General features: G+C 68.5%; 26 protein-coding genes and 1 riboswitch. Of the genes, 14 read left to right on the top strand and 12 right to left on the bottom strand.

Translation table 11 applies throughout. The features are described from left to right. Nucleotides 1-39: 39 nt before the first annotated feature. Genes CA982_RS12450 through CA982_RS12440 form a run of 3 tightly spaced genes read right to left on the bottom strand, consistent with a single transcriptional unit; the run spans nucleotide 40 to nucleotide 2,908 of the window. Complete coding sequence (locus tag CA982_RS12450) at nucleotides 40-1,170, bottom strand: adenosine deaminase (protein WP_086535624.1); 1,131 nt, start codon at nucleotides 1,168-1,170, stop codon at nucleotides 40-42. Further along, nucleotides 1,167-2,507, bottom strand: coding sequence for a thymidine phosphorylase (locus CA982_RS12445; RefSeq protein ID WP_086535623.1), 1,341 nt, complete (start codon nucleotides 2,505-2,507; stop codon nucleotides 1,167-1,169). The genes CA982_RS12450 and CA982_RS12445 overlap by 4 nt, the downstream gene beginning before the upstream one ends. After that, nucleotides 2,504-2,908: a cytidine deaminase gene (locus CA982_RS12440; protein ID WP_086535659.1), complete on the bottom strand. Its 405-nt coding sequence runs from the start codon at nucleotides 2,906-2,908 to the stop codon at nucleotides 2,504-2,506. Before CA982_RS12440 ends, CA982_RS12445 begins: the two co-directional genes overlap by 4 nt. 224 nt (nucleotides 2,909-3,132) lie before the next feature. Here CA982_RS12440 and sdhC point away from each other — a divergent pair, with 224 nt between their 5' ends. The 4 genes from sdhC to CA982_RS12420 are packed head-to-tail and all read left to right on the top strand — an operon-like array spanning nucleotide 3,133 to nucleotide 6,562. Beyond that, nucleotides 3,133-3,537 (top strand): succinate dehydrogenase, cytochrome b556 subunit, encoded by a 405-nt coding sequence (gene sdhC / locus CA982_RS12435; protein ID WP_086535622.1) that lies wholly within the window; start codon nucleotides 3,133-3,135, stop codon nucleotides 3,535-3,537. Between the two features lie 12 nt (nucleotides 3,538-3,549). After that, entirely contained in the window at nucleotides 3,550-4,005 is a 456-nt protein-coding gene (locus CA982_RS12430) for a succinate dehydrogenase hydrophobic membrane anchor subunit (protein WP_004021682.1), read from the top strand. Between the two features lie 14 nt (nucleotides 4,006-4,019). After that, a complete protein-coding gene (gene sdhA / locus CA982_RS12425) occupies nucleotides 4,020-5,774 on the top strand; it encodes a succinate dehydrogenase flavoprotein subunit (RefSeq protein ID WP_004021683.1) in 1,755 nt (584 codons plus the stop codon). Beyond that, a complete protein-coding gene (locus tag CA982_RS12420) occupies nucleotides 5,774-6,562 on the top strand; it encodes a succinate dehydrogenase iron-sulfur subunit (RefSeq protein ID WP_004021684.1) in 789 nt (262 codons plus the stop codon). Before sdhA ends, CA982_RS12420 begins: the two co-directional genes overlap by 1 nt. Nucleotides 6,563-6,605: 43 nt before the next feature. Here CA982_RS12420 and CA982_RS12415 read toward each other — a convergent pair whose 3' ends face one another. Further along, the gene (locus tag CA982_RS12415) at nucleotides 6,606-7,208 is read right to left on the bottom strand and encodes a TetR/AcrR family transcriptional regulator (RefSeq protein ID WP_086535621.1); all 603 of its coding nucleotides are present in this window, start codon (nucleotides 7,206-7,208) and stop codon (nucleotides 6,606-6,608) included. 162 nt (nucleotides 7,209-7,370) lie between these two features. Between CA982_RS12415 and CA982_RS12410 the strand changes: the two genes are divergently transcribed. The 4 genes from CA982_RS12410 (at nucleotide 7,371) to CA982_RS12395 (ending at nucleotide 11,361) form a co-directional block, all read left to right on the top strand. Continuing rightward, complete coding sequence (locus tag CA982_RS12410) at nucleotides 7,371-8,666, top strand: cytochrome P450 (protein WP_086535658.1); 1,296 nt, start codon at nucleotides 7,371-7,373, stop codon at nucleotides 8,664-8,666. A 115-nt stretch (nucleotides 8,667-8,781) separates the two neighbouring features. Beyond that, complete coding sequence (locus CA982_RS12405; protein WP_086535620.1) at nucleotides 8,782-9,180, top strand: hypothetical protein; 399 nt, start codon at nucleotides 8,782-8,784, stop codon at nucleotides 9,178-9,180. Nucleotides 9,181-9,266: 86 nt separating this feature from the next. Beyond that, nucleotides 9,267-10,043 (top strand): type 1 glutamine amidotransferase, encoded by a 777-nt coding sequence (locus CA982_RS12400; RefSeq protein WP_086535656.1) that lies wholly within the window; start codon nucleotides 9,267-9,269, stop codon nucleotides 10,041-10,043. Between the two features lie 10 nt (nucleotides 10,044-10,053). Then, the gene (locus tag CA982_RS12395; RefSeq protein WP_086535657.1) at nucleotides 10,054-11,361 is read left to right on the top strand and encodes a D-alanyl-D-alanine carboxypeptidase family protein; all 1,308 of its coding nucleotides are present in this window, start codon (nucleotides 10,054-10,056) and stop codon (nucleotides 11,359-11,361) included. A gap of 36 nt (nucleotides 11,362-11,397) precedes the next feature. Here CA982_RS12395 and CA982_RS12390 read toward each other — a convergent pair whose 3' ends face one another. The 3 genes from CA982_RS12390 to CA982_RS12380 all read right to left on the bottom strand — a co-directional run bounded on the left by CA982_RS12390 (nucleotide 11,398) and on the right by CA982_RS12380 (nucleotide 14,505). Next, nucleotides 11,398-12,498 carry a YhjD/YihY/BrkB family envelope integrity protein gene (locus tag CA982_RS12390; protein WP_086535619.1) on the bottom strand — a complete coding sequence of 367 codons (1,101 nt, stop codon included), beginning with the start codon at nucleotides 12,496-12,498 and terminating at the stop codon, nucleotides 11,398-11,400. Nucleotides 12,499-12,574: 76 nt separating this feature from the next. After that, nucleotides 12,575-13,630 carry a tryptophan--tRNA ligase gene (trpS, locus tag CA982_RS12385; RefSeq protein ID WP_086535655.1) on the bottom strand — a complete coding sequence of 352 codons (1,056 nt, stop codon included), beginning with the start codon at nucleotides 13,628-13,630 and terminating at the stop codon, nucleotides 12,575-12,577. Nucleotides 13,631-13,653: 23 nt separating this feature from the next. Then, nucleotides 13,654-14,505: an exodeoxyribonuclease III gene (locus CA982_RS12380; protein ID WP_086535618.1), complete on the bottom strand. Its 852-nt coding sequence runs from the start codon at nucleotides 14,503-14,505 to the stop codon at nucleotides 13,654-13,656. Between the two features lie 144 nt (nucleotides 14,506-14,649). Between CA982_RS12380 and CA982_RS12375 the strand changes: the two genes are divergently transcribed. Further along, the gene (locus tag CA982_RS12375) at nucleotides 14,650-14,832 is read left to right on the top strand and encodes a (2Fe-2S)-binding protein (protein ID WP_010841902.1); all 183 of its coding nucleotides are present in this window, start codon (nucleotides 14,650-14,652) and stop codon (nucleotides 14,830-14,832) included. A gap of 100 nt (nucleotides 14,833-14,932) precedes the next feature. Further along, nucleotides 14,933-15,418 (top strand): bacterioferritin, encoded by a 486-nt coding sequence (gene bfr, locus CA982_RS12370; RefSeq protein ID WP_004021693.1) that lies wholly within the window; start codon nucleotides 14,933-14,935, stop codon nucleotides 15,416-15,418. A 73-nt stretch (nucleotides 15,419-15,491) separates the two neighbouring features. On the opposite strand, the gene CA982_RS12365 is transcribed toward bfr, so the two are convergent. Together CA982_RS12365 and CA982_RS12360 are read right to left on the bottom strand one after the other, a co-directional pair. Beyond that, entirely contained in the window at nucleotides 15,492-16,781 is a 1,290-nt protein-coding gene (locus tag CA982_RS12365) for an MFS transporter (protein WP_086535617.1), read from the bottom strand. A 105-nt stretch (nucleotides 16,782-16,886) separates the two neighbouring features. Continuing rightward, nucleotides 16,887-18,602 (bottom strand): cutinase family protein, encoded by a 1,716-nt coding sequence (locus tag CA982_RS12360; RefSeq protein WP_086535616.1) that lies wholly within the window; start codon nucleotides 18,600-18,602, stop codon nucleotides 16,887-16,889. Nucleotides 18,603-18,870: 268 nt separating this feature from the next. After that, nucleotides 18,871-18,991: riboswitch (SAM riboswitch) on the top strand. A 62-nt stretch (nucleotides 18,992-19,053) separates the two neighbouring features. Between CA982_RS12360 and CA982_RS12355 the strand changes: the two genes are divergently transcribed. Both CA982_RS12355 and metX read left to right on the top strand, forming a co-directional pair. Then, nucleotides 19,054-20,391, top strand: coding sequence for a bifunctional o-acetylhomoserine/o-acetylserine sulfhydrylase (locus CA982_RS12355; protein WP_086535615.1), 1,338 nt, complete (start codon nucleotides 19,054-19,056; stop codon nucleotides 20,389-20,391). Nucleotides 20,392-20,407: 16 nt separating this feature from the next. After that, entirely contained in the window at nucleotides 20,408-21,562 is a 1,155-nt protein-coding gene (gene metX, locus CA982_RS12350) for a homoserine O-acetyltransferase MetX (protein WP_086535614.1), read from the top strand. Between the two features lie 50 nt (nucleotides 21,563-21,612). Here metX and CA982_RS12345 read toward each other — a convergent pair whose 3' ends face one another. The 3 genes from CA982_RS12345 to CA982_RS12335 form a co-directional block, all read right to left on the bottom strand. After that, nucleotides 21,613-23,178, bottom strand: a complete 1,566-nt coding sequence (locus CA982_RS12345; RefSeq protein ID WP_086535613.1) for an Hsp70 family protein — start codon at nucleotides 23,176-23,178, stop codon at nucleotides 21,613-21,615. Between the two features lie 167 nt (nucleotides 23,179-23,345). Continuing rightward, nucleotides 23,346-23,618 (bottom strand): DUF3017 domain-containing protein, encoded by a 273-nt coding sequence (locus tag CA982_RS12340; protein ID WP_167383356.1) that lies wholly within the window; start codon nucleotides 23,616-23,618, stop codon nucleotides 23,346-23,348. Between the two features lie 101 nt (nucleotides 23,619-23,719). Further along, nucleotides 23,720-24,595, bottom strand: coding sequence for a bifunctional methylenetetrahydrofolate dehydrogenase/methenyltetrahydrofolate cyclohydrolase (locus CA982_RS12335; RefSeq protein WP_208617933.1), 876 nt, complete (start codon nucleotides 24,593-24,595; stop codon nucleotides 23,720-23,722). A gap of 75 nt (nucleotides 24,596-24,670) precedes the next feature. Here CA982_RS12335 and CA982_RS12330 point away from each other — a divergent pair, with 75 nt between their 5' ends. Together CA982_RS12330 and CA982_RS12325 are read left to right on the top strand one after the other, a co-directional pair. Next, nucleotides 24,671-25,612: a serine/threonine dehydratase gene (locus CA982_RS12330; RefSeq protein WP_244176241.1), complete on the top strand. Its 942-nt coding sequence runs from the start codon at nucleotides 24,671-24,673 to the stop codon at nucleotides 25,610-25,612. Nucleotides 25,613-25,667: 55 nt separating this feature from the next. Beyond that, nucleotides 25,668-26,132, top strand: a complete 465-nt coding sequence (locus CA982_RS12325; RefSeq protein ID WP_058250672.1) for a tRNA (cytidine(34)-2'-O)-methyltransferase — start codon at nucleotides 25,668-25,670, stop codon at nucleotides 26,130-26,132. Nucleotides 26,133-26,135: the final 3 nt, after the last annotated feature.

The following is a 26,135-nucleotide window of genomic DNA, read 5'->3' as shown; positions in this document are numbered from 1 at the left end:
GTCCGTCCACGGTCGTTCCGCCACCGCCGGGGGCGCCGCTCAGCCGAGCAGCACCGCGTAGCCGGGCTTGATGACGTCGTCGATGAACGCCAACCGCTCATCGAAGTGGATGAACGCCGATTTCATCGCGTTGACCGTGAAGCGCTCGAAATCGGCCCACCCGTATCCGAACTGATCGGCGAGCAGACCGAATTCCTTGCTCATCGTGGTGTCGGACATCAGCCGGTTGTCGGTGTTGACGGTGACCCGGAACCGGAGTCGGGCCAGCACATTGAACGGATGCTCGGCCAACGATTCCACCGCGCCGGTCTGCACATTGGAACTCGGGCACAACTCCAGCGGAATCCTCTTGTCCCGCACGATGTTCGCGACCTGTCCGAGCCGGGCCCCCGCAAAGGAGTGGGCGGCGAGGTCGACCCCGGCGGGCAGTTCGATGTCGTCGAAGACGCGGACGCCGTGGCCCAGTCGATCCGTCCCGCAGAAGCCGATGGCCTCGTGGATCGACGGCAGCCCGAACGCCTCGCCGGCGTGGATCGTGAACGGCGCGCAGTTGGCACGCATGTACTCGAAGGCGTCGAGGTGACGCGTCGGTGGATGCCCGGCCTCGGCGCCCGCGATGTCGAAACCGACGACCCCCCGGTCGCGGTAGCGGACCGCGAGTTCGGCGATCTCGCGTGACCGGGCTGCGTGGCGCATCGCGGTGACCAGACAGCGCACGGTGATGCTGCGGCCCCGCTCGGCCGCGGCCGCCTCCCCCTCGGCGAACCCCCGCAGCACCGCCTCGACGACCTGGTCGAGATCCAGCCCGCCCTCGAGATGCTGTTCGGGGGCGTACCGGACCTCGGCGTAGACGACGCCGTCGTCGGCGAGATCCTCGACGCATTCGCGCGCGACGCGTTCCAGCGCGCCGGCGGTCTGCATCACCGCGACCGTGTGCGAGAAGGTCTCGAGGTAGCGCTCGAGCGAGCCGCTGTCGGCGGCCCGACGGAACCAGCGGCCGAGCGTCTCGGCATCGTCGATCTGCCTGCCGTTCTCGTCCGCCGGGAGGGCGTCGTAACCCACCTCGTGCGCCAGCTCGAGGACCGTCGCGGGCCGGAGTCCGCCGTCGAGGTGGTCGTGTAGGAGCACCTTCGGGGCGAGGGAGATGTTCGCCGGGGTCAGCGTCGTCATGGAGTGAACCTAACGCGGTCGATGATCAGGGGTCGGGTGCCCGCGCCGCCCGCGTGTTCCGCGGTGTCGGACTCGATGGTCGTCGCCCCGGCCAGCGACGACCGGGCGCCGGCGATCCGGCCCTCATCCTGCGTGTGCAGGGTGAACAGTGGTTGACCGGCCCGGACACGGTCGCCCGGTTTCGCATGGATGATCACTCCCGCCTCGGCCGCGACCGCCTCCCCCGGCTTGGACCGGCCACCCCCCAGTCGCCACGCGGCGTCGCCGACCGCGCGGGCGTTCATCCCGGTGACGACACCGTCGCGCGACGCGGTCACGGTGTCGTGGTGGCGTGCCTGCGGTAGGGGCGCGTCCGGGTCGCCACCCTGCGCGGCGATCATCGCCCGCCACGTGTCCATCGCCCGGCCGTCGGCGAGATGGGTTGCGGGATCGGCGTCGACGAGGCCTGCGGCGTCGAGCATCTCCCGGGCGAGGGTCAGGGTGAGCTCGACGACGTCGGCCGGCCCGCCGCCCGACAGCACCTCGACCGACTCGGCCACCTCCACGGCGTTGCCGATGGCGAGTCCGAGCGGTGTGCTCATGTCGGTGATGACCGCGCGGGTGTCGACGCCGGCGTCATGGCCGAGCTCGACCATCGTCGACGCCAGTTCGCGGGCGTCGCCCTCGTCCGGCAGGAAGGCACCCGAGCCGGTCTTGACGTCGAGGACCAACGCGGCGGTCCCCTCGGCGATCTTCTTGCTCATGATCGACGAGGCGAGCAGGGGGATGGACTCGACCGTGCCGGTGACGTCGCGCAGGGCGTAGAGCTTGCGGTCGGCCGGCGCGAGGTCGGCACCCGCGGCACAGATGACCGCGCCGACCCGCTCGAGCTGATCGAGCATGTCGGCCGTGCTCACCTCGGCCCGCCAGCCCGGGATGGACTCCAGCTTGTCGAGGGTCCCGCCGGTGTGGCCGAGCCCCCGACCGGACAGTTGCGGGACGGCGACACCGAACGAGGCGACGATGGGCGTGAGCGGAAGGGTGATCTTGTCACCGACGCCACCGGTGGAGTGCTTGTCGACGGTGATGAGGGTCTGCCCGTCCCGCTGCAGACCGGACAGGTCCATCCGGCGGCCGCTGTCGATCATCGCGTGCGTCCAGGACGCGATCTCCCGCCGATCCATACCGCGGAGGTACACCGCCATCAGGAGAGCCGACATCTGTTCGGGCGCCACCTCGCCGCGGGTGAAGCCGTCCACCATCCACGCGATCTGCGCATCGCTGAGTGCGTGTCCACCCCTCTTGGTGGCGATCACCGACACCGCGTGGATGATCTCGCGCTCCTGCGCCGCCGTCACGGGCGGATCGCCTCGAGGTCGTCGGGACCGAACGCATCGGGGAGCAGATCCGCGAGTGTCCGGGGCCCGTCCGGGTGATCGATCAGCAACTCGCGCCCTCCGTGTTCGAAGAGCACCTGTCGGCACCGTCCGCACGGCATCAGGACCGCCCCGCGGGCGTCACACACGCTGACCGCGCGCAGCGCCCGGTCGCCCCCGTTCACCAGGGCGGCGACCAGCGCGACCTCGGCACAGATCCCCAGGCCATATGAGACATTTTCCACATTGCAACCAGTGACGACACGACCCTCGGCGGTGACCCCGGCAGCCCCCACCGGGTACCGGGAGTACGGCGCATAGGCCCGGCCGATCATCGATTTTGCCTTGTCCCGCAACGCATCCCACTCGATTTCAGCAACCACGTGAATCTCCTGTCGCACGGCGTCATCGACCGTTCATCCGGATTTCATCACCGCAAAGCTTGGGTAAGGCAAACCTAAGTCGTAATGTCTTGTCGCTCAGATCGGTTCGGGCAATTTACCACCGGAATGGGCTTGGGTTTAGAGTCTCTTCCTATGGGTCCATGGTCGAGTCGGAGCATGCCGATTCGACGCGTCCATCGACGATGTTGGAGGCCACTTTCCCGATGAGCACCTCGACCGAAGTCGCGCCCGACCCGGTGCGCAGACGATCTCTCTATCGCGGCGATCCCGGCATGTGGTCGTGGGTCCTGCACCGCATCACCGGCGTCACGATCTTCTTCTTCCTGTTCGTGCACGTGCTGGACACCGCGGTCATCCGCGTCGATCCCAACCAGTACGACGCGATCATCGAGACCTACAAGACGCCGATCATCGGCCTCATGGAGATCGCCCTGGTCGCCTGCGTCCTCTTCCACGCCTTCAACGGTGTGCGCCTGATCCTCGTGGACTTCTGGTCCAAGGGACCCAAGTACCAGCGGCAGATGCTGTGGGTGGCCATGACCCTGTTCGTCATCGTCTTCGGTGCCGGCACGGTCCGCCTGCTGCAGATCATGTTCAGCCACCTGTAGGAGACACCAGAGATGACCACCTCGGAAGCCACCGGTGTCGCCAAGACCCTCGGCACGCAACACGACCGTCCCGCGAGCCTGGACAACCCGCGCTCGCCCCGCAAGCCCAAGGGCGGCAACTTCGAGAAGAACGCGTGGCTGTTCATGCGGTTCTCGGGTCTGCTGCTCGTCGTCCTGACGATCGGCCACATGTTCATCATGCTGGCGTGGGACGGCGGCGTGCACCGCATCGACGCCTCGTTCGTCGCGGCGCGCTGGAGCTCGCCTTTCTGGCAGATCTGGGATCTCACCATGCTGTGGCTGGCCCAGCTACACGGCGGCAACGGTGTGCGCACCGTCATCGCCGACTACTCCCGCAAGGACTCGACCCGTTTCTGGCTGAACGTGCTGCTCGCCGTGTCGATGATCCTCGTCCTCACGATGGGCACCTACGCCCTCCTGACCTTCGACGTCAACAGCGTCGGCTAGAGGAGACCTAGAACATGCAGGAACACCGCTACGACGTCGTCATCGTGGGCGCCGGCGGCGCAGGCATGCGCGCGGCCATCGAAGCCGCCCCCCGTGCCCGCACCGCGGTGCTGACCAAGCTGTACCCCACCCGCAGCCACACCGGCGCGGCCCAGGGCGGCATGTGTGCGGCACTCGCCAACGTCGAGGAAGACAACTGGGAGTGGCACACCTTCGACACGGTCAAGGGTGGTGACTACCTCGCCGATCAGGACGCCGTCGAGATCATGGCCAAGGAGGCCATCGACGCGGTGCTCGATCTCGAGAAGATGGGCCTGCCCTTCAACCGGACACCCGAGGGCAAGATCGACCAGCGGCGCTTCGGCGGTCACACCCGCGACCACGGCAAGTCCCCGGTCCGGCGGGCCTGCTACGCGGCCGACCGCACCGGTCACATGATCCTGCAGACGCTGTACCAGAACTGCGTCAAGCACGACGTCGAGTTCTTCAACGAGTTCTACGCCCTCGACATCTGCCTCACCGAGAACGAGAAGGGCGAGCAAGTCGCGACCGGCGTCGTCGCCTACGAACTCGCGACCGGCGAGATCCACGTGTTCCACGCCAAGTCGATCGTCTTCGCCACCGGCGGCTCGGGCCGCATGTACAAGACGACGTCCAATGCGCACACGCTGACCGGCGACGGCATGGGCATCATCTTCCGCAAGGGCCTCCCCCTCGAGGACATGGAGTTCCACCAGTTCCACCCGACGGGTCTGGCCGGTCTCGGCATCCTCATCTCCGAGGCGGTCCGCGGCGAGGGCGGCATCCTGCGCAACGCCGACGGCGAACGCTTCATGGAGCGCTACGCCCCGACCATCAAGGACCTCGCGCCGCGCGACATCGTCGCCCGCTCGATGGTGCTCGAGGTGCTCGAGGGTCGCGGCGCCGGACCGAACAAGGATTACGTCTACATCGACGTGACCCACCTCGGTGAGGACGTCCTCAACGAGAAGCTCCCCGACATCACCGAGTTCGCGCGCACCTACCTCGGCGTCGACCCGGTCACCGAGTACGTGCCGGTCTTCCCGACGTGCCACTACGTCATGGGTGGCATCCCGACGAACATCAACGGTCAGGTGCTGCGCAACAACGACGAGGTCGTGCACGGCCTGTACGCCGCGGGCGAGTGTGCGTGCGTGTCGGTCCACGGCGCCAACCGCCTGGGGACCAACTCGCTGCTCGACATCAACGTCTTCGGTCGTCGTGCCGGCATCGCCGCAGCGGACTACGCGAACTCGGCCGAGTTCGCCGAACTCCCCGAGACGCCCACCGAGATGGTCGATTCGTGGCTCGAACTGCTGCTCAGCGATCACGGCCACGAGCGCGTCGCCGACATCCGCACCGAACTGCAGGCCTCGATGGACGCCAACGCCTCGGTGTTCCGCACCGAGGAGACCCTCAAGCAGGCCCTGACCGACATCCACGGGTTCAAGGAGCGCTACGCCCACATCCGCGTCCATGACAAGGGCAAGCGTTTCAACAGCGATCTCCTCGAGGCCATCGAACTGGGCTTCCTGCTGGAGATGGCCGAGGTGACCGTGGCGGGAGCCCTGAACCGCAAGGAGTCGCGCGGCGGTCACGCACGCGAGGACTACCCGGATCGTGACGACGTCAACTACAAGCGGCACACCATGGCCTACAAAAAGGGCACCGATCTCCTTTCAGACATCGAGTTGGAGTACAAGCCGGTCGTGGAAACCCGCTACGAGCCGATGGAGCGTAAGTACTGATGACATCTGTTCTGGACAAGCCCGCGCCCTCCTCCGACGAGCCGCCGTTGCCACCGGTGCCCGACGAGGCCACCATGGTGACGCTCAAGATCTTCCGCTTCAACCCGGAGAACCCCGACGCCCAGGGTTTCGAGAGCTTCCGCGTTCCGGCACTGCCGACGGACCGCCTGCTCAATCTGCTCCTGTACGTGAAGGGCTACCTCGATGGAACACTCACGTTCCGTCGTAGTTGTGCCCACGGCGTGTGCGGGTCGGACGCGATGCGGATCAACGGCGTCAACCGCCTCGCCTGCAAGCTCCTGATGAAGGACATGCTCCCCAAGGACAAGTCCAAAGAGATCACCATCACCATCGAGCCGATCCGCGGCCTGCCGGTGGAGAAGGATCTCGTCGTCGACATGGAGCCGTTCTTCGACGCGTTCCGCGCGATCAAGCCGTTCCTGATCACCTCGGGTAACGAGCCGACCCGCGAGCGCATCCAGAGCCAGGCCGATCGCGCCCGTTTCGATGACACCACCAAGTGCATCCTGTGCGCCTGCTGTACGACGAGCTGCCCGGTGTTCTGGACCGAGGGCTCGTACTTCGGCCCGGCCGCGATCGTCAACGCGCACCGGTTCATCTTCGACAGCCGTGACGAGGGTGCCGTCGAGCGTCTCGACATCCTCAACGACGTCGACGGTGTGTGGCGCTGCCGCACGACCTTCAACTGCACCGACGCCTGCCCGCGTGGCATTCAGGTCACCCAGGCGATCTCGGAGGTCAAGCGCGCACTCATGTTCTCGCGCTGACCCATTCGAACTCTCTCTGCAGCCCGGCGACGGCCCGCACCCTTCAGGGGTGCGGGCCGTCGTCGTCGGTCGCGGTCGAGGTGGTGCTCACGGCGGTTGCCGCCGGACGGAGGATTCCGGCGACGATCGAGTCCGCGCTGCGCGCCTCCTCGTCCGGCTCGGCGGGCCAGAGCAGCATGGCGAGCACCGACCGGATGAGGAACCGCGCATCCGCGGGGTCGTCGGGATCGACGCCGACCAGATCGGCGGCCACCGCGTGCACCGCGGGAGACGACAGGACCGTCGGCGTTGCGCTGATCAGGTTGTCCGGCCGGAGGAACTGCCGGATGACCCGGTCCCCCCGGAGGGCCCGCAGGGTCTCGATGATCGCCGTCCGGGCACGTTCGGGTCCCGTGAGATCGGCGATCGACGCCCGGATGGCGGCCAGCACCGGCGCCGAGGTGGTGGCCAGCACGGACTCGATCAACGCGGCCCGTCCGCCGGCATGCCGGTAGATCGTCGCCCGCGAACAATGCGCCCGGCGACCGAGCTCGTCGAGGTCGAACGCATCGAGTCCGCGCCGGGCGATGAGAGCCGCGGCATGCGCGACGAGGCGTTCGCGGGCGGCGTCCCGCCGTTCACCGCCGACCAGCCAGTCCTGGACCACGAGCCCTCCATTCTCACCATGAGACGATCAATGCTCCCTTGGCGACCGCTACCGCCTGCTCATGAGCCTACGGTGAGACGCCATGACGCACCCACCGATCCCGCCGACCTCTGCTTCCCGGAATCGCGTGCCACCGCGGCCGACGTCGTCGACCCTGGTGTCATGGACACCACCGAGGACCCCACGACCTTCTACTCGCGCCTCCACACCAACTCACCGGTGCAACGGATCGGCGACTCCCCGTTCTTCGCCGTCGGCTCCTGGGATCTCATCACCGAAGCGGTACGCCGCCCCGAGGACTTCTCGTCGAACCTGACCGCGACGATGGTGTGGCATGGCGATGGCACGGTGTCGGAGTTCCCCGTCGCCGGTCTGGGCGATGCGATGCATGTGCTCGCGACCGCCGACGGAGCCCGGCACCGGGATCATCGCAAGCTCGTGATGAGGTCGGTCGCGCCGGCGCGGATCCGTGATCTGGAGCCGACCATCCGCGGGCTCCTCACCCGGTCGTGGAGCGCGAATCTGCACGACGGCCGGATCGACTGGGTGAGCGCTGTGGCACAACGGATTCCGATGGCGGTCGCGTGTGAGCTGCTCGGGTTTCCGGCCGATGACCGCGCCGCACTCACCCGGTGGGCGATCGCGACCAATGTCCTGATCGACGGCGTCATCACGCCGGAGCAGCTGACGACGGCGACCGCGGCGGTCGGCGAGCTGACGGGTTACCTGTCGGCGGCGCTGACCGGCGCCGGGAGCGAAGCGAGCGGGCCGAATGACACCGGCGCCGGGAGCGAAGCGAGCGGGCCGAATGACACCGGCGCCGGGAGCGAAGCGAGCGGGCCGAATGACACCGGCGCCGGGAGCGAAGCGAGCGGGCCGACTGCGCTGGCCGAGGTGGCCGCCCGCGTCGCGGAAGGCGGTCTCGACCACGAGTCGGCCGTGATGATCCTGTTCCAGCTGGTCGCGGCGGGCGCCGAGTCCACCACGAGTCTGCTCAACAGTGTCGTCTGGCTCCTGGACCGTCACCCCGGGGTCGTCGAACGTCTGCGCCAGGCCCCTGAGCTCATCCCCGTGTTCGTGGAGGAAGCGCTTCGGCTCGAGACCCCGTTTCGTGGACACTTCCGGCACGTCGTCGCCGACACCACTCTCGGCGACACCCGGCTTCCGGCCGGTTCGCACGTCTTCCTGATGTGGGGAGCCGCCAACCGCGACCCGGCTCATTTCGACGACCCCGCGGCGATCGATCTCGATCCGGCGGCCCGGCGGTCGCATCTCGCGTTCGGCAAGGGTCTGCATCTGTGCGTGGGGGCTGCTCTGGCGCGGCTGCAGGCGCGACTCGCGATCGAGCTTCTGTTGTCTTCCGCCTCGACCTTCCGGATCGATCTGGGTCAGACGCAGTGGGAGCCGGGGGTTCTCGTCCGCCGTTTCACCACGCTCCCGCTGACGGTCGCCACCTGACGCGGGAGCAGACCGGCGATCCGAGGGAACCGATCAGCGGTTCGATGCGTCGAAGAGAGACCGAGGGTGACCGAAGGGTTGCCGGATCGGTTCTCGCACATCGAACGGAGTTCCCATGGCCCGCGCCCTATTGTTCCGGCTGCTGTTGACGTTCGCGGTGAGTGCGTTCGCCTGCCTTCTGGTCTTCGCCCCGGCCGCGGCAGCGCCCACCGCCGACACCCAGCGAATCACGATCACCCTGACTTCCGACCAGCAGTACAACGGCGCCGCGGTCTGGACCGACGCGGACGGCCGATTACGCACGCAGTCCGACGTCCCGCTCACGCAGCGGGATTCGCACGGTAACTGGACGGCGTCGGTGGTATACACGCGGGCCGCGGGCGATCTCCCCGTCGACGCTCTGTTCCAGTCGGGCGGGCGCCTCTCCCGGTGCGAGATCGAGGTCGACGCCGAGAGCGTCGCCGACCACACCGCGCATGGTGCCCGCGCCACGAGCGCGTGCCGTACGGGGTGAACCCGGCGCTGTTCCTTCCGGCCCGGTTCGCCGCGCACCGCGTCGACGAGAGGAATGGCCGCCGGAACCGTACGCTTGCTCTCGTCATGAGCATCAGAACAGAGCGGGTCGAGGCGCCGGAGCGGCTGCGGGTCTTGGAGATCCGGCACGCGGAGTCCGAGCCGCCGGGAGCATATGGTCCCGCGTTGTACGACACCGCCGAGACGACCACGCTACGGATCTGGCGCGAGTCCGCATCCGTGGACCTGACGGATGTCGACGCCATCGTCGTTCTCGGCGGCGCGATGGGCGTGGGTGACGCGGACCGCATCCCCTGGATCAGCGACGAACTCGATCTGCTCCGTCGAGCTCGCGACCGGGGTATGCCCATCTGGGGCGTCTGCCTGGGTGCGCAGATGCTGGCCGCGGCCTTCGGTGGCGAGGTGTACACCGGAGATGTACCGGAACTCGGCGTGCACCGCGTGATCTTGAACGACGCGGGAATGTCCGATCCGGTGTGGGGCGGCGCGGTCATCGAACCCACACCTCGCGAGATCGACACCGTGCAGTGGCATTTCGACACCGTCACCCTGCCGCCCGGGGCGACTCTGCTCGCATCCTCGGAGTCCTGCGTCACCCAACTGTTCCGCGTCGACAACTGCTATGGCGTGCAGTTCCATCTCGAGGCCGGCGGCCGACTCGTCGGCGACTGGTTGTCACATCCGGAGTCACGGTCCTCGGTGGCCGAGGTCCTGGGCGAACCCGCCACCGACCGGTTTCCCGCCGCGGCGGCGGCCATCGAGAGCGTGACCGCACCGATGGCGGATGCGGTGATGCGGCGATGGCTGCACGAGGTCGTCGGCAACGGCCGCTCTCGCTGGTAACGTGCGGCCGATGACCTCGACGTGGACTCGTCGTACCGCGTGCGCACTCGTCGCCGTGCTGAGCTTCGGTCTCCTGGGCCTGGTCGTCGGAACCGATCCCGCCGTCGCCGTCCCGCTGCCGGCCCCGCCACCACCGACCGTCACCACTCCGGCCACCGATCACTGTCCGCACAAGGTCGCGACCCCGCCCGCCGTCGACGAATCCGAGGTCGTCGCGCCCGGTTCGGCGGCCCCCACTCCCCTCCCGGTTCCGACGCCGGCGGTCGGAGGTGACGAGCTCGCCGGTTGCGGCGTCGTCGCCGACCCGGCCGCCGGACCTGTCCCGCCCCGCCTGACCTCGGCGGGTTGGCTGATCGCCGACCTCGAGTCCGGTCGGGTCATCGCCGCCAAGGACCCCCACGGCCGTTATCGGCCGGCGTCGACGATCAAGGTGCTACTCGCCCTCGTCGCCCTCGACGAACTCGACCTGGCCACACGGGTTGTACCCACCCCCGAGGACTGGAGCGCCGAGGGCGACTCGTGCGGCATGGGACCGGGCGGGGTCTACACCGTGCGCGATCTGCTCACCGGCCTGTTGCTGGTGTCGGGCAACGACTGCGCGCACGCCCTCGCGCGTGAGCTCGGCGGCGTCGACGCCGCCCTGGAGAAGATGAACGATCGGGCACAACGGCTGGGCGCCCATGACACGCGGGCCGCGAGCCCGTCTGGTCTCGACGCCGCCGGGATGTCGTCGTCGCCCTACGACCTGGCGCTGTTCTTCCGTGCCGCACTGGCCGAACCCACGTTCCGCGAGATGATCGCGATGCGTACCTTTCGCTTTCCGGGGTATCCGCGGCGCCCGGACGTCCCGGGCGACAAGGATCATCCGGCCTACGACATGTACAGCACCAATCACCTTCTGCTCGACGGGTATCCGGGGATCATCGGCGGCAAGACCGGCTACACCGACGACGCGCGCAAGACCTTCGTCGGTGCCGCCGAACGGGACGGCCGGACGGTGATCATCGTGCAGATGTTCGGCCTGTCCGTCGACGGCGACCTGTACTGGGATCAGGCCGAGTCGATGTTCGACTACGGCTTCCGAACCGACCCCGCCATCTCGGTGGGCCGCCTCGTCGAGCCGTCGTCGTCCGACGGGGCGACGACGACCGATGGGGCGTCGTCGACAGCGCCCGAACCGTACACCGAGAAACGCGCCACGGCAGCGGGTTCCGATCGGGCATCGTCCACCTCGGTCCAGATTCTGATCGGCCTCGTGGCCGCGCTCGTGGCGGTCGCCCTGCTGCTGCTGGGCCTGCGATTCGCCGGTCGACGCTGAGCCACGACCCGAGCGTCCCGCCCGGGGACGCGGGCGTCAGCGTCGCCGGAGGGCCCCGACGAGCGCGGCAGCTGCCGCGCCCACGCCGGCGGCGGCCGCGAGCGCAGCCGCGCGGGGTGCCGGATTCACCTCGACGGTCGGCGAGATGACCACCGGCCGCCGAAGTTCCGCGTCGGGGTCCTCGACGACCTGATACGAGCTGTTGATGGGGTCGGTCGCACACCACGCGGTGGCGTACAGCACGATCCGCGACGCCAGGTACGCGAAGACGAAGACGCCGAAGATCGGGCCGAAGGCCACCCCGGCCGGCGAGCCGAGAACCGATTGAAGATAGAGCCCGCCAAGCGATTTCATCAGCTCGAAAGCGATCGCGATGACCAAGCCGGCCTTCATCGCGTGCGTCATGGGCAACGGCACCAGCGGAAGCCGCGCGAGCACGAACGTGAAGAGCAGCCAGCTGGCGACCACGGACACGATGATCGCGACCGCCCGGACCACGACCGGGGCCCATGACGCGTCGTCGAGTCCGACCCAGGAGAGCATCGTGGTGGTGAGCCCGCTGTTCCCGAGGGTCGTCAGCGCCATCGTCACCGCGAAGGCCATGCCCAGCAACGCGAACGTGAGGAGGTCCCACACCTTCGACAGAACGGGGTTGCGGTCGACGCGGCCCCCGTACATCTCGGTGAAGGCCACCCGGACGCCGGATATCCACCCGATCCCGGTGAAGGCGGCACCGATCAGACCGACGATCCCGACCGCCGCGCGCGAGGAGATCGCCGAATCGATGACCTCACTGAGCTGTTCGCCCATCTTGCCGGGCGCGGCCTCGACGACGGCCTTCTGCAGGTCGTCGAGCAGTTGGGGTTGGTTGGCGAGCACGAACGCCGCGACCGAGAACACCACCATGATGATCGGGACCAGCGCGAGGATGCCGTTGAAACTGATGGCCGCGGCGTACACGTTTCCGCGCCGGTCGTTGTAGCGTTCGACGGTCTGCACCAGGTGCTCGACGGCGGGCCATCTCTCCCGCGCCGCGGCGAAGGCCGACTTGCCCTTGTCGACGACCGACATCCCTTTGTCCACAGCCGATTTCGCAGTGTCTACCGGTGACTTCGCCGGGTCTGGCGCGGAGGTCATGAAACGGCCTTCCTGGTCAGAGCTCGGGACGTGCGTCCCTGTGCGATCCAAGCACGGGCGTCCTGCGGGTCCGGTGTCACCGGCCAGGCGCCAGGAACCCCACCTTGTCATAGACCGACGCCAGCGTCTCGGACGCAACCGCCCGAGCGCGGGCCGCGCCCCGGGCCAGGACGGCATCGAGTTCGGCCGGATCGGACAGGTACTCGTCGACCCGTCCGCGGAGCGGCGTCACGAACTCGGCGAGCACCTCCGCGGTGTCGACCTTCAGATCTCCGTACCCCTTGCCCTCGTACTTGGCGACCAGGTCGTCGACGCCGACGCCGGACAGGGCCGACTGGATGGTCAGCAGGTTGGAGACGCCCGGCTTCTCGGCGACATCGAACCGGATCTCCGACCCGGTGTCGGTGACGGCGGAGCGGATCTTCTTCGCCGACCGCTTCGGATCGTCGAGCAGGTTGATCAGGCCCTTGTCGGTCTCGGCGGACTTGCTCATCTTGGCGGTCGGGTTCTGGAGGTCGTAGATCTTGGCGAACTCGGACACGATGTGCGCCTGCGGCACCTTGAGCACCGTGCCGAAGCGGGAGTTGAAGCGCTGCGCCAGATCACGGGTGAGTTCGAGGTGCTGCCGCTGGTCCTCGCCGACCGGCACGCGGTCGACTCCGAACGCGAGGATGTCGGCGGCCATCAGGATGGGATAGGTGAACAGACCGACACCCGCCGCGTCGACGCCCTGCTTGGCCGACTTGTCCTTGAACTGGGTCATCCGGCTCGCCTCGCCGAAACCGGTGATGCAGGACAGGACCCACGTCAGCTGGGCGATCTCGGGGATGTGGGACTGCACGTAGATGGTCGACCGCTCGGGGTCGACACCGACGGCGAGCAACTGCGCGACACTCAGGCGGGTGCGTTCGGCCAGCACCTTCGGATCGAACGGCACGGTCAGTGCGTGCATGTCGGGGATGAAGTAGAACGCGTCGAAGTCGTCCTGCAACGCCACCCACTGCCGGACCGCACCGAGATAGTTCCCGAGGTGGAAGGAATCGCTGGTCGGCTGGATGCCCGACAGCACGCGCGGGCGGGTCGGCACCGCACCGGCCGACGGGGCTCCGGTGCGTTCTGCGTCGCTGGTCATGACGCTCAGTTTGTCAGACCCGGTCACTCGTACCGCACGGTGACCGGAGCATGGTCGGACCAGCGGAGGTCGTATGCCGCCGCACGTGCGACCTCGGCCTTGGCCGCGCGGTCGGCCAGCTTCGTGTTGGTGAGCTGGTAGTCGATACGCCACCCGGAGTCGTTGTCGAAGGCCTTTCCGCGCCACGACCACCAGGAGTAGGGACCGGCGTCGTCGGGGAACAGCTCGCGCACGACGTCGTGCCACCCGGCCGCCAGCAGACCGCCGACCCAGGCACGTTCGTGCGGCAGGAAACCGGGGCTCTTGAGATTGCCCTTCCAGTTCTTGATGTCGGCCTCGGCGGGCGCGATGTTCCAGTCGCCGCCCACGACGACGTGCCGACGGCGACGGACCAGCCGGCCGAGATGGGCGCCGAACTCGTCCATGAAGCGGACCTTCTCGTCGTGCTTGGCGATGTCCTTCTCGGCGTCGGACAGTGCGGCCCCCTTGGGGACGTACAGACTCGCCGCGGTCAGCGGCCCCAGATCGGTGTCGATGTCGACCTCGAGGTAACGGCCGAGATCATCGAACTCGGCACTCCCGAACCCCACCCGCACCGTCGACGGGGCCGTGCGTGTCAGAACACCGACACCCGCGTGACCCTTGACGCTCGACGGGCTCATCGTCAGATGCCACCCATCGGCCAGGGCCGGGGCCAGCGCCTCGCGGGCGAGTTCCTCGTCGGCGCGGATCTCCTGCAACAGGACCACGTCCAGCCCGGACGCATCGAGTGTCGAGGCATCGAGCCAGGGCAGGAAGCCGCGGTTGGCCTCCGACCGATGTTTGACCGCTGCGCGGATTCCGTTGACGTTCACCGTGGAGATCGTGAGTGGCACGGGGCCACATCCTACGGGCGAGGTCCGACAACCCAGAGCCCGGCGATCTCGTCTCACTCGTCGGATAAAGGTAAGGCAACCCTTGTGCACAGCGCCCAGGGTATGTAAGCATTGCCTAATCCAGGCACGAAGGTGAGTCCGAAGATGTTCGTTTGCATATGCCGCGCCGTGACGGTCGACGAGGTCCACGCACACTGCGACGCAGGTGCGTACACCGTCGACGCGATCAGCGACCGATGCGGCGCAGGCGAAGGCTGCGGAACCTGCCTGGACCAACTGCACGACATCCTGAGCGAAAGGGCGTCAACCGCGACGACCGCTGCATGACCTGACAGCCGACCCCACCGACCTCGCGCGACACGACGCGCGAGGGGTTTTGTCGTGTTACGGTTCGACCGGACATTCACGGCGAACCGGAGGCTGACACATGCGTGGCGACGACGAGGTCATCGAACTGCTCAACGAACAGCTCACCAGTGAGCTGACGGCCATCAACCAGTACTTTCTGCACGCGAAGATGCAGCAGAGCTGGGGACTGACCGAGATCGCGGCGAAGACCCGCGCCGAGTCGATCGAAGAGATGACCCACGCCGAGATCCTGACCGATCGCATCCTGTTCCTCGATGCGCTCCCCAATTACCAGCGCCTGCTGCCGCTGCGCATCGGGCAGTCGATCCGCGAACAGTTCGAATCGGATATGGCGATCGAGGTCGAGGTCGTCGAACGACTCCGACCCGGGATCGCCCTGTGCCGGTCCAAGGGTGACATCACGAGCGCGAATCTCCTCGAGCAGATCCTCGCCGACGAGGAAGAACACATCGACTACCTCGAGACGCAACTCGAGCTGATCAACAAGCTCGGCGAGCAGCTCTACCTGTCGAAGACGATCGCCACACCGCCGACCAACAGCTGACCATCAGCCGACGACGAGGGCCGACCGGAATCCCCCGGTCGGCCCTCGTCGTCGAGCGGGCGATGTGCTCGGCTCAGGAACCTGCGGCCATGCGCCGGGCGTGACGTCGCGACGTCGCGAGCGCCACGACGGTGACGGCGATGCCGGCCACCGCGAGCAACACGCCGACGACCGACGGGGCGAGATAGCCGTAGCCCGCGCCGACCACCACCCCACCGAGCAGGGCCCCGGCCGCGTTGGCGATGTTCAGGGCGGAGTGGTTCAACGCCGCGGCGAGGGTCTGCGCGTCGGCGGCCACGTCCATCAGCCTGGTCTGCAGCGCGGGCAGCATCGTCGAGCCGGTGAGTGCCACGAGGTAGGTGAGAACCAGTGCCGCCCAGGCGTTCTGCGCCAGCACCGCAAACGCGCCGAGGGACACGGCGCTGGCCGTGAGACCACCGAGGATCGCCACCGGCACGCTGCGGTCGGCGACGTAGCCGCCGACGAAGTTGCCGGTCACCATGCCCAGTCCGTACAGCATCAGCGCGAACGGCACGACCGATACCGACAGTCCCGTGTCGGTGGTCAGCGCGGAGTTGAGGTAGGTGTAGAACGCGAACATCCCGCCGAACCCGACGGTGCCGATGACGAGCGTGAACCAGACCTGCGACCGCTTGAGTGCGCCGAGCTCGGTGAGCGGATCGGTGGTCTTCATCCCGGTGAGCGCGGGTAGCGCGCGGATCAATGCGATCACGGTGGCGACCCCGATGACGACGACGATCGCGAAGGCCGACCGCCAGCCGAAGGTCTCCCCGAGCCAGGCGGCCGCCGGCACGCCGAACACGTTGGCAACGGACAGGCCGAGCATCACCTGGCCCACGGCCTTGGCACGGTTTCGCGGGCCCGCGAGGTGCGCGGCGACCAGCGCTGCGACACCGAAGTAGGCGCCGTGCGGCAGGCCGGCGACGAACCGCGCCACCAGCAGCAGTCCGTAATCCGGCGCGAGGACCGTGGCCAGGTTGCCCACCGTGAACGCCACCATCAAGCCGATCAGCAGGGTGCGCCGGGACATCCTCGCGGTCAGCGCCGCGATCAGCGGAGCCCCCACCACCACGCCCATCGCATATGCCGAGATGACATGTCCGGCAGTCGGTTCGGACACTCCGAGTGATCCCGCGATGTTGGGCAGCAGACCCATCGCGACGAACTCTGTCGTCCCGATCCCGAAACCGCCCAGCGCCAGCGCGAGAATCGTCCAGCGACGTACCCGTCGGGACACGCCGGCAGAGGTCCCCCCAGACGGGTGGACCTCCGGGGCGGTGGACCGATCCGTCAGAGATACGGCGGCCGGGGCATCGGTGGTGGTCGAAAGAGCGTCAGGCACGGTTCATGCCAACCCTGGCCGGGAGGACCTGATTCCTCACAAGGTGGTGAGTTCATTCACACGCGCCGTGTCCGCCCTGTCGCCACGCCGGCCGACCCTCCTCGGTCAGGCGCCCGCAGGGGCCGTGTCGGAGGACTCGGGTTCGTCCCCCGCCGGCTCGTCCCCCACCGGCGCTTCTCCGATCGACTCGTCTCCGGACAGCTCGCCCGCCGACGGATCGGTGGCGGCCGGGACCTCGTCGCGGACGGGCGCCGGGGCGGGGTTCTCGTCGGGCGCCTCGGTACCGCTCGCGTCGTCCGCGCCGGTGGGCGCACCGGCAGCGTCGGCGGGTGGGTCGTCCACCGGGGCCGGGGTCGCCGGCGGCGGCACCGAGGCGCCGACGACGGTCGTCGGCTCCACGCGGGCCGGTTCGATCGGGTCGTCGGTCGCGGTCGCGAGCCTGGTCAACGTGGACGACCGCAGGGTCGCCGTATCGGCCGCGAGGACGGTGACGGTGCCGGTCTGCGGTGCCACCGGTCCGATGATCGCGCCCGCCCAGTACCGCACGAAGTTCACCGGCAGCAGGACGATGCTGCGCAGGCTCGCGGCCAGGGCGGTGGCGCCGTCGACGAACCGCGACGGCGACAGCGTCAGGATGCCCGCCAGGATGTCCTCGACGACGAACAGATCCGGCAGGTAGGCGCCGTACCCGAGCGTCGGCAGCGGGGGCAGCAGATCCTGCACGAGCCGGATCACCGGCTGCAGGTCGGCGAGTTCGATGCCGTACGGCGGGCTGATCGTCGGGCGACCGGACAGGAAGTCCCCGATGTCGCCGGCGTGGCCGACATCGCGCACCCACCCCTGAACGAGTTCGGCGAATGCGGACTCCGCGGCGACCATGCAGATCGCGGTCTCCGGATCGCATCGGACCACTCGCCCGTCGTTCCACGTCGCGGCGCGCGGGTCCCGATACATCTGGAACGGATACCGGTTGTGCTTGGTGAAGTAGCCGAGCAGGCCGTCGATCGCGCCGATCGGATCGTGGATCGGATCCGGCAGATCACAGATGGGATCGCCCTCGATGCAGACCGACACCACCCGGCCCTCGAGTGCGCCGAAGCCGCCATCGGTCACCGACCCACCCCGCGGTCCGGCCATCGTCAGACCGGGGATGATGCCGATCAACGACAGCTCGATGCCGCGTCCGGTCCGGTCGCCCGCGCGCCGCGGGTCCGCGTAGAGCTCGCCGGAGACGGCCCCGGCCACGATGTCGACCAGAACCGGATAGCCCTGCTCGTCGAGCATGACCTCGCCGTTCTCGTCGGTCGCGACGACCTGCTCGATGATGCGTCCGTTGCCGATGTCGGCGAGGACGTCACCCGCGACACGGGCACCCTGCGAGTAGCCGACGACCACGATGTCGGACTCGGCGCCGCATCGTTGCTGATAGCCGGCGATCGCCGATGCCGTCGCACTCCTGCCCTGGCCGGTGCTGTCGTCGTATCCGGCCGCACCGAGGGGCCACAGCGTAGTCGGGTAGCCGACGTGGATCACGTCCTTGGGTTCGGCGAGATACGGACTCCCCGGGTCGCCGACGATGACCACGTCGCCGTCGACCACCGCCGGCGTCTTACCGGTATAGCGCTGCTCCACGCCGACGAGGTGGGCGCTCTCCGGGTCATTGGTTCCGGCCACGATGATGACCGCGCCCGTGTCGCTGCACTCCGCGGCCGTGGCCGGAGCGATCCCGGACAGACAGAGGGCTGCCCCGACCGTGACGACGGTGAGGGCGGCGATTGCCGGCGAGGCCCGTCGGGTCCGGAGATGAGCGATCGCGGCCATGGGCGCTCCTGTGCGAACCCGGACCACCCGATCGGAACCCTCCGACGCAGCCGGGGCTGAGCCGAACGCTAGGTCCGCGACGGTGAAACCGACAGCACGTTGAGGGTCGCTAATGACCGTGAGCAGGCATTATCCATCTGACCACATGCGATTTCACTCGGTCGGAGGACAGCTCATGCCACCCACACGGTGCGCTTGGACAGTGTTGGGCGCGGCCTGACCGGGACGGTTCTCTGGCACTCACATCCGTGTTATATCCTTGTCGCCAGGTCATGAGCATCAGCGTCAAGCCCCGGCTGGCTGATCGGCAACCCTCCAACCGCGGTGGGGTGCTCCGGGTGATGACCGGGTTGCGGGATCGCACTGGCGATCCCCGGCAAGCGCGGGTCCGAAGGTCGGACCCCAACAGGGTCGAGTTGGCCCTGCCGACCGTAGAAAGTGATCAATCGCCATGTCTGATGCCCCTGACGGCACCCCCGCCGACGGCACCACTCCAGCCGACAACTGGAGCTTCGAGACCAAGCAGATCCACGCCGGACAGGCCGCCGACGCGGTCACGAACGCCCGTGCGCTGCCGATCTACCAGACGACGTCGTATGTCTTCAACGACACGCAGCACGCGGCCAACCTCTTCGGACTCGCCGAACCGGGCAACATCTACACCCGCATCATGAATCCGACCCAGGATGCGGTCGAGCAGCGGATCGCCGCGCTCGAGGGCGGCGTCGCCGCACTGCTCGTGGCCTCGGGTCAGGCTGCGGAGACCTACGCGATCCTCAACATCGTCGAGACCGGCGGTCACGTGGTGTCGAGTCCGCGTCTGTACGGCGGCACCTTCAACCTCTTCCACTACACGCTGCCCAAGCTGGGTGTCGAGGTGACCTTCGTCGACGATCCCGAGGATCCGGCGTCGTGGCAGGCCGCGGTCAAGGACAACACCCGCGCCTTCTTCGGTGAGTCGATCTCCAACCCCAACAACGAGATCCTGGACATCCCCGGCATCTCGGAGGTCGCGCACCGCAACGGCGTACCGCTGATCATCGACAACACCGTCGCGACGCCGTACCTGATCAACCCGCTGGCCCACGGGGCCGACATCGTCGTGCACTCGGCCACCAAGTACATCGGTGGACACGGCACCGCGATCGGCGGCGTCATCGTCGACGGCGGGACCTTCGACTGGCGTGTCCAGCGGGACGGGAAGGACCTGTTCCCCGGCTTCACCACCCCGGACCCCAGCTATCACGGGGCCGTCTTCGCCGACCTGGGGGCGCCCGCGTTCGCGCTCAAGGCCCGCGTGCAGTGGCTGCGTGACACCGGTGCGGCCATCGCGCCGTTCAACGCGTTCCTGCTCGCTCAGGGGCTGGAGACCCTGAGCCTGCGCATCGAGCGCCATGTCGCCAACGCGCAGAAGGTCGCCGCCTTCCTCGAGGGGCACGCCCAGGTGGAGTCGGTGGCATACGCGGGCCTGGAGTCCTCGCCCTGGTACAAGCGCGGTCAGGAACTGGCCCCCAAGGGACAGGGCGCGATCATCGCCTTCGAGATCGTGGGCGGAGTGGACGCCGGCAAGAAGTTCGTGGACGCGCTCAGCCTGCACAGCCACGTCGCCAACATCGGCGACGTGCGGTCGCTGGTGATCCACCCCGCCTCGACGACGCACAGTCAGTTGACCCCCGAGGAGCAACTCGCCGCCGGCGTGACCCCCGGGCTGGTCCGGCTGGCCGTGGGCATCGAGGGAATCGACGACATCGTGGCCGACCTCGAACAGGGATTCGCGGCGGCCAAGTGAACCAGGTGAGGCAGCTTTGTCGGTGAGTATCGACCTGAACGCGACAGCGTCTGATCAGCCCGACTGGGAGTCCCTCCCGGACGGGGAACTCGTCGGCATCCCCATCGGATCGCTGCCTCTCGACAGCGGAGCACGGATCGACGACGTCACCCTGGCGTTCCAGCGCTGGGGGACGTTGTCGCCGTCCCGCGACAACGTCATCCTCACTCTCCACGCGCTGACCGGCGACTCGCACGTCACCGGTCCCGCCGACGCCGATCACGACTCGGCCGGATGGTGGGACGGGTTGATCGGGCCCGGGCAGGCCATCGACACGGATGAGTGGTGCGTGATCTCCGCCAACGTCCTCGGGGGCTGCAAAGGGTCCACCGGCCCGGGATCCATCGCCCCCGACGGCCGTCCGTGGGGCTCACGCTTCCCGCAGATCACCGTCCTCGACCAGGTCCGGGCCGAGGTGGCATTGCTCGATCGCCTCGGCATCACCAGTGTCGGTGCGGTTCTCGGCGGCTCGATGGGTGGCGCTCGCGCCCTCGAGTGGGTCATCGAGTACCCCGACCGCGTGCGTAGCGCGCTCGTCCTCGCCGTCGGCGCCCGCGCGACCGCGGACCAGATCGGTATCCAATCCGCTCAGATCGCCGCGATCAAGGCCGACCCGGACTGGTACGGCGGCGACTATCACGGCACGGGACGAAGCCCGTTGCAGGGCATGGGAATCGCGCGTCGAATCGCCCACCTCATGTACCGCAGCGAGCCCGAGCTCGACAGCCGGTTCGCCAACGACGCCCAGGGCGACGAGAATCCCCTGACCGGCGGGCGCTACGCCGTGCAGAGCTACCTCGACCATCAGGCGTCGAAGCTCATGTCGCGCTTCGACCCGGCGAGCTACGTCGTCCTCACCGAGGTCCTCAACCATCACGATGTCGGCCGCGGTCGCGGTGGAGTCGCCAAGGCGCTCAACGAGTGCACCGTTCCGGTGATCGTCGGGGGAATCGACTCCGACCGCCTCTACCCGATCCGGCTCCAGGTCGAACTCGCCGAGGAATTGGGCAACTGCGTCGGCGGTCTCCAAGTCGTCCACTCCGAGACCGGTCACGACGGATTCCTGACCGAATTCGATGCGATCAGCGACCTGCTCAAGCGCACGGTCGAACTCGCGCGACGCGACGCCTGACCGCACGCCCCGATCCGGCCCTCACACAGCGTCGTCTCGGCGGCGTCGGGTCAGCGGGGCGCGGGAACCGTGGGCACCGGGCTGCTGGGCTGGGACGACGGCGGGATCTGCGGCGCCGACTCCCCTGCCCGCTCAGCGGGCTGTCCGGACACCGACGGCGCCTGGGTCGACCCCTGGGCGCGCGTACTGCTCGGCCGCGCCGAACCACCGCGCGAGGACTCCGGCGTCGACGTCGAGTACGTCGGTGGTGGCGGCGTGGGCGCGGCGCTCGGCGGACGGAAACCCGGCGGCAGCAGGTCCGGCGGGATCGTCGGCGTCGAACCGGGCGGGAACGGCAGGTCCGGCCAGGGGAACGGCGACAACGTGCGGGTACTGGTGCTCGTCGACGGTCGCGTCGGCGGCAACTCCGTGGTCGCCCACGCCGGCGGGTCGTTCCAGCCGGTCTGCGGCACGGGCTGCTGTGTCGGAACGGGGGGCACGACGGTCGGCTCGACGGGTTCGGCCGGGATCCGGGTGATGGGCTGAGAGGTGGGCCGCGGGGCGACCGGCGGCTCGCTGTCACTGGTTGCCGCGGCCGGGGGGACGCTGCTCACCGACGGCTGCGGATCGACGGCCGGACGATCGGCGAACGACGAGCTCACCGCGTAGATCGTCATCAGTGTGGCGGCGATGACGGCGCCGGCGACCGCGATCGGCGTCGCGGAGAGCCATTCGCGTTGCGGTTTGCCGCCGATGAACGCGAGACGTGCTGCGCCCGAGTAACTCTGGGCGGCGAGCAGGGCCGCGCCGGTGGCCACGACCAACTCCGGAGCCGCCGGATTGACGACCTCCAGATCGTGCTCCGAGGCGATGGCGCGCACCGCGGGGAGGTTGGCGAGTCCACCGATGAAGACCACCGCGTCCGGACGCACGCCGCGGGACCTTGCGGCCGCGACGTACCGGTCGAACACCTCCCGGGCGTCCCGGATCATCGGCTCGATCGCCTGCTCGACGTGAGCGGCGGACAGCGACACGCGTCCCGCGTTCGCCGAGACGGCGACCACGGACTCTGCGGCGGAGGAACCGCCGTAGGCGATCTCTTCTTTCGCGGTCCGGCAGGCGCTGCGCAGTTCGCTGCGATCGGCGCGGGTGCGGCCGGCTTCGCCGAGGGCCGGGTTGTCGGCGGTCAGCTGGTCGACGATGGACCGGTCGAGTCGACGGCCGCTGAGAACCGTCGAGTGCTCGGGAGTGCCGATCCGACCCTCGCGGGGGTCGACGGTGTAGAGCGACATGCCGGTGTCACCGCAGTCGACGACGACCGCGGCGGTGAAGCGGTCGACCTCGCCGGTGTCGGCGAGGTAGGCGAGAACGGCCTCGTCCTCGCCGGCGAGGCGGACCTGGCGTCGGGGGCCGCTACCCCTCGAGCGCAGTTGCCGACGCTGACTGCCCGTGCGGGCGGCGACCCCGATGGGCCCGACCCTCGTCCCGGCTTCGCGGGCGGCGGTCAGCATCACGTCGATGCCGGCATTCACGCGACCGGCGGAATCGAGACCGTCGGTCGGGTCGACGTCGATGACACGCGAATCGACCACACTGCGACCGAGATCGTCACGCGTCAGGAGGACGTAGTGGATCATGCCAGCACCTGCTGACACGCCCAGGGACGTCACTTCACTCACGGTGTCGTCGGTTGGTGATGCAGTGATACAAACTCCAGCGGTCGGTGCGTCTACGGCAGGGCAACGGAAAGTGCCTGGTCGAGCGGACGACTGGCCGTCAGGTCACGCTCAGGTCTCTATTGTAATCAATCCGTGCCCAAAGAGTCGATCGACGCCGCCAGCCACAGCATCACGCCACCGACGGTGGCCATCACCGTGACGTCGAACGACTTGCCCCTGACCTGCAGTAAACCGGCTTGGGACGACGGGATGAAGGCACGGAGCACGGCGCCGACGAGCAACGCGGCCCCGAAGACGAACGATCCGCGCCGCCAGCGGTCGAACATCACCAGGAGCGCCGCGGCCAGGACACCCAGCATCACCAGCAGATATGGGAGCTGGACGAGCACCGCCCGCAGACGGGTGCCGTCGGTGGGACCGTGGGTCCGGCCCCCTGGGCGGGAGTGCTCGTCGCCGCGCGGCTCGGAGTGAGCGGACTCACTCTGGTGCTCGTCTCGGGTCACGCGTCGCCGCCACCTCCGCCGGCAAGCGTCTGCTCCGCGCGTTCGACCACGTTGACGAGCAGGAACGCACGCGTCAGCGGTCCCACGCCACCGGGATTCGGTGACACGTGGCCGGCGACCTCCCAGACGTCGGGATGGACATCGCCGACGAGACGGCCCTCGTCGGTGCGGCTGACGCCCACGTCGACCACCGCGGCTCCCGGCTTGACCATGTCCGCGGTGATGAGGTGCGGCACCCCCGCGGCGGCGATCACGATGTCCGCGCGTTCGATCTCGGCGGCGAGATCCGTGGTGCCGGTGTGGCACAGGGTGACCGTCGCGTTCTCGCTGCGGCGGGTCAGGAGCAGACCGATGGGCCTGCCGATGGTGACCCCGCGCCCGACGACGGTGACCCGGGCACCGGCCAGCGGGACGTCGTAGCGGCGCAGCAGGTGGATGACACCGCGCGGGGTGCACGGCAGGGTCGACTCCTTGCCCAGCACCAACCGCCCGAGGTTGATCGGGTGGAGCCCGTCGGCATCCTTGAGCGGATCGATCCGCTCCAGGGCGGCGTTCTCGTCGAGGTGCCGGGGCAACGGCAACTGCACGATGTAGCCGGTGCAGGCCGGATCCGCGTTGAGCTCGTCGATCGCGGAGTTGAGCTGTTCGGTGGTGGCATCGGCCGGGAGATCCTTGCGGATCGAGGCGACCCCGATGCGGGCACAGTCGGCGTGCTTGCCCTTCACATAGGAGTGCGAGCCCGGGTCATCGCCCACCAGGACGGTCCCGAGACCGGGGGTGACACCCGCCAGCCGGAGCTTCTCCACCCGCTCGGCCAGATCAGCGAAGATCTCGTCGCGCGTGGTCTTCCCATCGAGTCGTATCGCGGTCACGCCCGACATTCTTCCACTCGTCCCCGCGTATTCCGTCATCGACGGACGGACCGGTCATGCACCACTAGTGTCGGGGTGGTGACCGTGGTGCCTGTCGACGTCGATCTCGCCCGCGCGGCGATCACTCCGCATCTGCGTCGCACGCCGACGCTGCGCACGGCCATCGACACCGTCGACGGTCCGGTCGAGGTGGTCCTCAAACTCGAGTACACCCAGCTCGGCGGGTGCTTCAAGCCGCGGGGCAGTCTGTGGGCGACCCTGCACGCGCGCGAACAGGGGATCCTGACCGACGCCGGTGTCCTCGTCGCCTCCAGCGGCAATGCGGCGATCGGCGCGACGGTCGCGGCGCGGATCGTCGGAGTCCCGGTCACCGTGGTGATCCCCGAGACGGCACCGCCGGTCAAGATCGACGCGCTGCGCGCCGCGGGTGCGCGAATCCACCTCATCGGACGGCGTTACTCCGAGGCAGCCGACGCGGCCGAGGAACTCGCGGAGCGGACCGGCGCGCTCGCGCTGCACGCCTATGATCTCCCCGATGTGGTCGCCGGTGCCGGCACGATCGGCCTCGAGAACATCGACGACGTGCCCGGCCCGCTCACGACGGTCGTCTGTGTCGGCGGTGGCGGACTACTGGCCGGCCTCACCGCGACGCTGCGTCCGGGCGATCGCATCGTCGGCGTCGAACCGCTGGGTGCGTCGTGTCTGCATCAGGCGCTGGCGGCGGGCACTCCCGTGCCCGTCGAGCTGGAGAGCGTCGCCGCCGACTCCCTCGGCGCGACCCGGGTCGGCGACCTGTGCTGGAACGCCGTCGCCGGGAACCCGGCCGTGGGCAGCGTCCTGGTGACCGACGACCAGATCATCGCGGCGCGGCGGATGCTCTGGGACTCCCATCGCATCCTGGTCGAACACGGCACCGCCACCGCGGTCGCCGGTGTGGTCTCGGGACTCGTTCGGCCGCAACCCGATTCGACGCTGTGCCTCGTGCTGTGCGGGGCCAACACCGCGTTGGCGGTGTGAGGGACGGGGTCGAGTGAGATCCGCGCCGCACGGCACCGACTACGCTGACACCATCATGTTCCGAATCATGTTCTACCAGCCGTGCATCCCGCCCAACACGGGCAATGCGATCCGGCTGGCCGCCAACACCGGGTGCGAACTCCACCTCATCGAACCGCTCGGTTTCTCGATGTCCGACGCGCAGGTGAAACGGGCGGGACTCGACTATCACGAGATGGCCAACGTCACGGTGCATCCCAACCTGGTGACCGCCTGGACGACGCTGAAGCCCGAGCGGGTCTTCGCCTTCACCGCCCACGCCGAGCGGTATCACACCGACGTCGACTATCAGCCGGGTGACGTGCTGCTGTTCGGCCCGGAACCGACCGGGTTGCCGGCGGAGGTCCTCGACGAACCCGAGGTGACCGACCGGGTGCGCATCCCCATGCTCGCCGGCCGTCGTTCCCACAACCTCGCCAACGCCGCGAGCATCGTCGTCTACGAGGCGTGGCGGCAGCACGGTTTCGCCGGTGCTGTCTGAGTG

The sequence above is a fragment of the Gordonia lacunae genome (assembly GCF_002149015.1).
In the GTDB taxonomy this organism is placed as follows: domain Bacteria; phylum Actinomycetota; class Actinomycetes; order Mycobacteriales; family Mycobacteriaceae; genus Gordonia; species Gordonia lacunae.
This window is presented reverse-complemented; position numbering and strand designations above follow the sequence as displayed.

Excerpts from the sequence above, each read along its gene's own strand:
- CA982_RS12420 (WP_004021684.1), top strand. The coding sequence starts at position 5,774 with ATGACATCTGTTCTGGACAAGCCCGCGCCCTCCTCCGACGAGCCGCCG.
- CA982_RS12400 (WP_086535656.1), top strand. The coding sequence starts at position 9,267 with ATGAGCATCAGAACAGAGCGGGTCGAGGCGCCGGAGCGGCTGCGGGTC.
- CA982_RS12355 (WP_086535615.1), top strand. The coding sequence starts at position 19,054 with ATGTCTGATGCCCCTGACGGCACCCCCGCCGACGGCACCACTCCAGCC.
- sdhA (WP_004021683.1), top strand. The coding sequence starts at position 4,020 with ATGCAGGAACACCGCTACGACGTCGTCATCGTGGGCGCCGGCGGCGCA.
- CA982_RS12390 (WP_086535619.1), bottom strand. The coding sequence starts at position 12,498 with ATGACCTCCGCGCCAGACCCGGCGAAGTCACCGGTAGACACTGCGAAA.
- bfr (WP_004021693.1), top strand. The coding sequence starts at position 14,933 with ATGCGTGGCGACGACGAGGTCATCGAACTGCTCAACGAACAGCTCACC.
- CA982_RS12325 (WP_058250672.1), top strand. The coding sequence starts at position 25,668 with ATGTTCCGAATCATGTTCTACCAGCCGTGCATCCCGCCCAACACGGGC.
- sdhC (WP_086535622.1), top strand. The coding sequence starts at position 3,133 with ATGAGCACCTCGACCGAAGTCGCGCCCGACCCGGTGCGCAGACGATCT.
- CA982_RS12360 (WP_086535616.1), bottom strand. The coding sequence starts at position 18,602 with ATGGCCGCGATCGCTCATCTCCGGACCCGACGGGCCTCGCCGGCAATC.
- CA982_RS12395 (WP_086535657.1), top strand. The coding sequence starts at position 10,054 with ATGACCTCGACGTGGACTCGTCGTACCGCGTGCGCACTCGTCGCCGTG.
- CA982_RS12410 (WP_086535658.1), top strand. The coding sequence starts at position 7,371 with ATGGACACCACCGAGGACCCCACGACCTTCTACTCGCGCCTCCACACC.
- CA982_RS12450 (WP_086535624.1), bottom strand. The coding sequence starts at position 1,170 with ATGACGACGCTGACCCCGGCGAACATCTCCCTCGCCCCGAAGGTGCTC.
- CA982_RS12405 (WP_086535620.1), top strand. The coding sequence starts at position 8,782 with ATGGCCCGCGCCCTATTGTTCCGGCTGCTGTTGACGTTCGCGGTGAGT.
- CA982_RS12345 (WP_086535613.1), bottom strand. The coding sequence starts at position 23,178 with ATGATCCACTACGTCCTCCTGACGCGTGACGATCTCGGTCGCAGTGTG.
- CA982_RS12375 (WP_010841902.1), top strand. The coding sequence starts at position 14,650 with ATGTTCGTTTGCATATGCCGCGCCGTGACGGTCGACGAGGTCCACGCA.
- trpS (WP_086535655.1), bottom strand. The coding sequence starts at position 13,630 with ATGACCAGCGACGCAGAACGCACCGGAGCCCCGTCGGCCGGTGCGGTG.
- CA982_RS12430 (WP_004021682.1), top strand. The coding sequence starts at position 3,550 with ATGACCACCTCGGAAGCCACCGGTGTCGCCAAGACCCTCGGCACGCAA.